Origin of the sequence: Flammeovirga sp. EKP202, assembly GCF_014534745.1 — a bacterium.
Lineage (GTDB): Bacteria > Bacteroidota > Bacteroidia > Cytophagales > Flammeovirgaceae > Flammeovirga.
Genome location: NZ_JACVVP010000103.1, coordinates 1 through 7,031 on the forward strand (window position 1 = coordinate 1; position 7,031 = coordinate 7,031).

Below are 7,031 nucleotides of genomic sequence, written 5' to 3' on the forward strand. Positions count from 1 at the left end.
TTATTTATTGATGAGTTTAGACAAGAAATTCCAAGAGATGAAGAGGGAAAAATTAATATCAACGTCTCGCACAAAGGGTCTACTATGATTTTTGAAATCGAACCTATTGGTGTTGAGTATTCTTATACATCAGTAAAAATGTTTGAGTTATTAGCTAATGCTATCATGTCTAAAAACATTTCAATAGGTAAAGATTCTGCTCTTTATGGAGGTGTAAATCATTTCGACTACTATGAAGTCTTTGTCAAGTTTACAGATAAAAAAGTATTCATTGGAGAGCATCCTTTACAATATGAAAAAGAGCTTTCTTCTACTATAAATTAAATCATTTTATAATCATTATTTAAAATCACATCATGTTTAAAAATTTAAAATCATCTGTTAATCACTGGTATTTATTATTAATCGCGGGTATTATGTTTATTGTTGGAGGGATACTCACATTTACATTCCCTATAGTTAGTTACATTACTTTAGCAACCGTTTTTGCCTACTTATTCTTAATTGAAGGGGTTTCAGAAATTATATTCGCCATAGCAAATAGAAAAGAAATAAAAGGTTGGGGCTGGACATTATTTTATGGTCTAATCTCTTTCGGAATAGGTATTTATTTAATATTAAATCCAGAAATATCTTTTGTTACTATGCCAATATATTTAGGTTTTGCTATTATGGCTAAATCTATAATTGGAGTAACCATGGGTAGTGAAATTCAAAAAGAATTTGGCTTAGGAGGACACTTAATAGCTGTCGGTGTGGTTGGTATCATTTTATCAACGATACTTATTGTAAACCCATTATTTGCAGGTTTTACGATCCTATTAACTACAGGTATTGTACTTATTTCATCAGGAGTATATAGCATTTTACTTGGGTTAAGGTTTAGAAAATTAAACCAATTAATGAAACAGAAAAAGCAGTCTAATTCTGATAAAGCAGAAGAAAAAAACACTGAAGAAACAGTAAAAGAAGAGGTCTCTTATGACGAGGAAACTATCATAGAAAAGAGTAAGGATGAAGTTGAAGCCATCGATACCGAAGAAGTTACCGCAGGAAAAGATGCTGAAAAAAAAGATGATGTTATTCATTTATAAATCATAAGCACTAAGTCAAATATAAATGATAATTAATTCTTAGTTATTTTATGTAGTACAAGGCAGAAAACGTAGAAATAGGGGTTCTATAATTTGTACTTATCTCATATCGGTAAAGTTAGAAGTCTAAATCACTTCTGGTTTTACCGTTTTTTTTTATTTAAAGCTAATGACTCTCTAATTTCAATAAGTACTAAGTCAAAAATAAAAGATCTCTCATTCTTAATCATAAAGAGGAATATTAACCAGTAAAAGAAAGGATAAAATGATGTTATAATTCACTCTGAAAAGTGTATAAGTCTTCATCATTATAATGCAGAAAGTATAAAATAGTTATACTCAATTTAGTGGTATCGACACTACATAACAACCTATACTCTCAATTCCTATTTTTAGGTATAATTATGATTTTTTATGTCATTTTCCAGCAGTATTAATCACGTTTAAATAGGTGTAATCAACAAAAAATCAACAATCTAAATTATATCATTATGCCTATCGTTGTCATAGCACAAGCCATCATTTCATCTATTTCTATTCCTACAGAAGCGGATAATATTAATATACATATGAAAGATGGAGAACTCATTTCAATAACAAAAAGAGAGTTCAAAAAAAAGCATTGTACACCTACTTATATAGTGTATAAAAGAAATAAAGAATACCATAATATATCAGTTGCAGATATTGACTATATCCGATACGAATCATTAGACACTTATGATAAAACAGCCAACTTTATTCATGAGTATGATATTATGGTAAATGAACTAGACCAACATGTTTTGGATTATTACAATACAAAACGCTACAGAAAATCGAGAACTTCACAAACGTTAGCGGTGGCAGGTTGGACTTTAGCTGTAGCTGGAAATCCATTGTTTTGGGCTGTAGCCCCTATACCAACAACACAAGCTGCATTAACAATGAAAAAGGTAGATAAAGCTTATGTTCTTAGTGGTAGTGAGTGGAAAGAATGTAAGCAGGTCCAAAAGCAAAAAATTAAGGATTTAAAGGCGAAAGCAAAATTGAAAGAAAATGATAAAATACTACTAGAACCTGTAAATAATCTAGAGTTAGAACAAAATTTAGAAACGAAGTAAAAGAAGTTATTTCCTAATCTCAATTAATAAATCTATCTGTCTTACCTCGTAAAACAGTCTTTATCATCTCATTTATCATGAATTTTAATTCTCTACTTAAATCTTTCATCACTATTTCCATTATAGTTTTCTCCACCTTTAACAATGCATTGAAAGCATCTAGCCCAGCGGAAGGTAAACCCTATTTTTCTACATTAAAGGAAGTCCTCATTGATAAGAATGAAGGAAAAGATGAATTTTATTATGCCGATGTAAAAGTGATCACCTCCAATGATTCAATGTCTAATGTAGTATTACAGTACGAAGGAAAATCAATGGGCTTTAGTATTAATAGAACTTATTTTATTCCTGGAGCAGGTTTCACTAAAAAGGATTACAAAGATATTTCTACTTTCAATTACGAATTGATCAATTCTTCAAAAGAGGCATTGAAAGAGGATTTTATTACCGTTGAAAGTAGTGTCAGGAAAATTCCTTTTTTACCACTAAGAGCAGGATTAAGTGGACGTTGGGCAATATTAAATGGATATGCACCTCTTGATTACTTCAGCCAGAGTAAATAGATAAATAAAATGCCCTACTTATAATCCTGTTTTCATGTCTTGAGAACAGGATTTTTTTATTTTTCTGGAGAACTCATAATCATAATAACACCCTATTTACATTCATATAACATTATATAGTAGAACAAGTACTAGGACAACTCTAACAATTCTTGTTTTTAGGTATTTTTATACTTTTTCATATCATTTTTTGATAGTATAAATTCCGTTTAATAAATCATACTAAGAAATCATCATCTAAAAAATCTACTATAATGTCTATCATTAATGACGGGTGATTTAATCCGAAAAGATTAATCACAATATGAATAAATCATTGACGCTTAATTTAACTACAATCTACTTTCAATTTTAAGCAACAATTTATTCAAGAACCTTAAAAATACGGTTCAAAAAAAATCTCAATTACATTATCTAATCAATTTATTTACAACAATGAAATCTAAATTCTTAAGAATTCTAGGTGTCCTCATCTTCATGTCCTTTTATCAACAAAGTTTTGCTCAGAACAGTGAAGTAAAACGAAGCGACCTTTACAGTCGAGGTATTGAAAATAACACTTTTATAAAGAAAGGACAATGGCTTACAGGAGCTACTTTCAACTATTCAGAACACGCTAATGATAATTACAAATTCTTGATTCTGGAAGATTGGAGCGGTAAGGGATACAACTTCCAAGTGAGTCCATTTGTAGCCTATTTCTTAAATGATAACTTCTCCATAGGAGGCCGGTTCACTTATAATAGATCTTTGCTTGATATTGATGAATTAAACCTGAAAATAGGAGATGATTTATCGATGTCTATTAATGGAGCACATTATTTATCTCATACATTTTATTCTACCTTTTTTATTAGAAACTATCTGAGTTTAGGGAAAAGTAACCGATTCGGTCTCTTTAATGAAGTGCGTTTATCATATGGTTATGGGCAATCAAAAGAAATGACTATTGGTCAAACTCCTGCCGAAACTCAAGGTATTTATTCGGTAATCAATGAGTTTAATATTGGAGTCGCACCTGGTCTTGTTGCATTTATTAATGACAACGTAGCCTTAGAAGCTTCGATCGGATTAATTGGTTTCTCAAACAAATGGACAAAACAGGTTGAAAACCAAGTGGAAGAAGGCGAACGCAGAGTAAGTAAAGCCAACTTCAATATCGACATTTTCTCTTTAAATATTGGTCTAGCATTTTATCTATAATTTCATGAAAAAACTATACAAATTAATCGTTTTATCAGTTCTAATTGCTTTCTCATCTTGCATTAAAAACGACATTCCTTATCCTACTGTTTTTGGTGAGTTTCTTCACTTTACAATCGAAGATCAAGTAGGTGCAACACGCATTTCTACTGAAGAACAAACCGTAACTATTCGTGTTCCTGCAGATGCTGACTTAACAAATTTAGCAGTAGACAGCGTAGCAATTACAGCAGACGCTACAGTTTCTCCAGATCCATTAGATGTAACAGACTTTTCTGATAAAGTTGTCTTTACAATAAAAACATACCAAGCATATGACTGGGAAGTAATTGTAGAAAAAGAAGATGAAGGGACAATTTCAATATCAGAATTTAGTATTGAAGGTCAGTTAAGTGCAGCAATCAACCAAGATGATCATACAATTAATGTGATCATGCCAACTGGAGTGTCTTTAGAAGATCTTTCCATTTCGATATTCGATTATCAACCTATTTCTGCTGTAGTAAGTCCATTACCAAAAGAAACACATGATTTTACGAACCCAGTAGTATTTACTTTTAATAATGATATCACATGGACTGTTCGTGTAGAACAAGAAGATGTGATTGAAGGAGAGCAAGTACCTTATTCAAATTTTCAAACATGGTTTCAACAAGGAAGTGATGACAGATCTTTCTATCTACCAGGACAGTCTTTGGATGAGAATATATGGAGATCAGGTGATAAAGCTGCTGCAGATTTATGGGTAAAAACATATCCTAAAACAGTCACTCCTTATCCTAGCATTGACGCTCCTGAATATGCTTTATTAGAAACAAAATCAACTGTAGGAGTTATTGCAGCAGGTTCATTATTTACGGGTGAAATTCAAGGTAGTGGTATATCTAATGTTACAACAGACTTTGGGATTCCTTTCACCGACAGACCAAAATCTTTTACAACAGAGATTGAATACAATCCAGAAACATATGGAGATAACATTGTTGATAAATGCGATGTATATGTAATTCTTCAAGTAAGAGAAGGCAGTGGAGCAGATGAAAAACGTTACCGATTGGCTACAGGATGGTTTAGAACAGATGAAAACATGGATAGTTTTAAGCAATTAGAGATCCCTATGGTATATGGTGATGATGCTTCTTTGGAATCTTTCATGTTACCTAACTCAAGTAGTGATGAAATGCCAGAAGATGGGTTTTATGATAACCCTGAAGCACAACCAACACATATAATTATGGTCTTTGCCTCATCCGCAGATGGAGCTAATTTTAACGGAGGAGTTGGCTCTAAGTTAAAAGTGAAAAATATTGAATTAAAGTACTAATAATCAAATTTATATATTAATTAAAAAAGAGACTATCTCAACTTATTAAGTTATGAGATAGTCTCTTTTTGTATACTGCGTTTATGATGAAGAAAACTTTCATACCAAATTCACAACATCAATGAATAGGAATTTATTCATCAAAGGGTTATAGAAGTTTTCAAGATTTCGAATTCCTAAGGTAGATTACATAAAAATTTAATCGGTACAACTAGAGTTTTTTTCTTTTGCTTTGCCATTTTTTTTAGTTTGGAATTTATATAAAGATTACCTTCTCAGATATAGTACATCGCGTGCTGTAAACAGCTATAAATTACCCTCTTTGTGTACTCATTTTTATTGTTTTAGTTTCATAAATTCAGTAGCATATTTTTCAGCAAGCTCTCGACTTGTCTCAATTGAAATTGTCTCTTTATTATAATTCGCTTTTTCAGTCCAATTGTACGAACCGTGGATAACAGTTTTCAAATCAATTATACAGAATTTGTTGTGCATTATATTTTCATATAAACCCATTTTCATAAACCTTTTTGTTTCAAAATGCTCTTCATAATTAAAACCATGTTTTTGGTTAATCTCATCATCAAGGACAATAGCTTGAACATTTATACCTTGTCTTTTCTTTTCAATTAACTTCTGAAAAAGTTTTTTGTTGGTAAACCAAGCAACTGTCACCCAAATAGTATATTTTGCTTGATCCAAAACGTGTAGAAATTGCTGTTGAATTTCTTCAAAGTGAACTTCAACTTCTATTTCATCAGCAAGTTCTTCTCCGATCATAACATATATTCCTGAAGAGTTGTCCAAATTATAATTGTCGTGCTTTATTATTCCATTAATCTTTGCGACTGCTGAATCTATATCAGGATTTTCAAATTCTGAATAAAACCTTTCGTCAGCAAAAGTTAGAAGTAAATCTGAAAGCACTTTTGTTCCATTGAACTCAGTTAATTTATCAACTACGTATTGATTTCGACTTGCATTATTTGGGAGTCCACCATCTCTCCATTTATAAACATCTCGTGCTCCAAAAGAGTTAAAAAAATCAACCAATTTTGGACCAGATTTATATTGTGTCAATGGGTCATCTCCAGAGATAAGTGTCCTCAGTGCATTAATGCTATGTTTTGATAGGTTCATTGTTCACCGTGTTAGTTTCTACATCTGATAAACGTCAATATGTATATCACAATTATTAAAAAATCACTTTCAATACCTTCAAAAAATTAGTTTGCTATTAGGTACTGAAAGCCTATTACAAGGTAAATGTTAATTGATAACAAATCAAGTTGTTGTTCCTAATCAAGATGCTATGTACATCATAGGCGAGTCATCGATAAACAGTATTGGAATAATACTCCATAATTGATGTTTTTATGCCACCTTATAAGTTGAAAGTCTTCAACCTTATAAGGAAAGACAATGCCACATGGTAAAGTTGAAGAGTGTCCCATTATAATGGGAATAGTCAATCATTAAATAAAAAACTTGGCCACGCCTCAAGTCAATATTCAAAGACCTTTAGCTAAAAATAAGAGCATAAAAAAAGCATGAAGTAAGGAGATCATCCCCTTGCTTCATGCTTCAATGAATTTATTGAAAACCTATTTTGAAGGCACAACTAATTTCTCAACTTTTGGTAATTTGTAATCACCATTTAAAACTGTCTGTCCTGGCTCGTAGATTCTTAATAAGTAATTCCAACCATCAGCAGGAGCGTCTAATCTATTGGGAACATCACCTA

General features: G+C 31.5%; 7 protein-coding genes. 6 read left to right on the forward strand and 1 reads right to left on the reverse strand.

The window, feature by feature from the left end:
• The 6 genes from IC221_RS29020 to IC221_RS29045 form a co-directional block, all read left to right on the forward strand.
• On the forward strand, nucleotides 1–324 hold a 324-nt coding region (locus tag IC221_RS29020), incomplete at its 5' end, for a hypothetical protein (protein WP_188172284.1).
• A gap of 32 nt (nucleotides 325–356) precedes the next feature.
• Nucleotides 357–1,094, forward strand: a complete 738-nt coding sequence (locus IC221_RS29025; RefSeq protein ID WP_188172285.1) for an HdeD family acid-resistance protein — start codon at nucleotides 357–359, stop codon at nucleotides 1,092–1,094.
• Nucleotides 1,095–1,585: 491 nt separating this feature from the next.
• Entirely contained in the window at nucleotides 1,586–2,197 is a 612-nt protein-coding gene (locus IC221_RS29030; protein ID WP_188172286.1) for a hypothetical protein, read from the forward strand.
• Between the two features lie 77 nt (nucleotides 2,198–2,274).
• Nucleotides 2,275–2,760, forward strand: a complete 486-nt coding sequence (locus tag IC221_RS29035; protein ID WP_188172287.1) for a hypothetical protein — start codon at nucleotides 2,275–2,277, stop codon at nucleotides 2,758–2,760.
• 435 nt (nucleotides 2,761–3,195) lie between these two features.
• Nucleotides 3,196–3,963, forward strand: coding sequence for a hypothetical protein (locus IC221_RS29040; protein WP_188172288.1), 768 nt, complete (start codon nucleotides 3,196–3,198; stop codon nucleotides 3,961–3,963).
• A 4-nt stretch (nucleotides 3,964–3,967) separates the two neighbouring features.
• Nucleotides 3,968–5,287: a PCMD domain-containing protein gene (locus IC221_RS29045; protein WP_188172289.1), complete on the forward strand. Its 1,320-nt coding sequence runs from the start codon at nucleotides 3,968–3,970 to the stop codon at nucleotides 5,285–5,287.
• A gap of 336 nt (nucleotides 5,288–5,623) precedes the next feature.
• On the opposite strand, the gene IC221_RS29050 is transcribed toward IC221_RS29045, so the two are convergent.
• A complete protein-coding gene (locus IC221_RS29050) occupies nucleotides 5,624–6,427 on the reverse strand; it encodes a phospholipase D-like domain-containing protein (RefSeq protein ID WP_188172290.1) in 804 nt (267 codons plus the stop codon).
• Nucleotides 6,428–7,031: the final 604 nt, after the last annotated feature.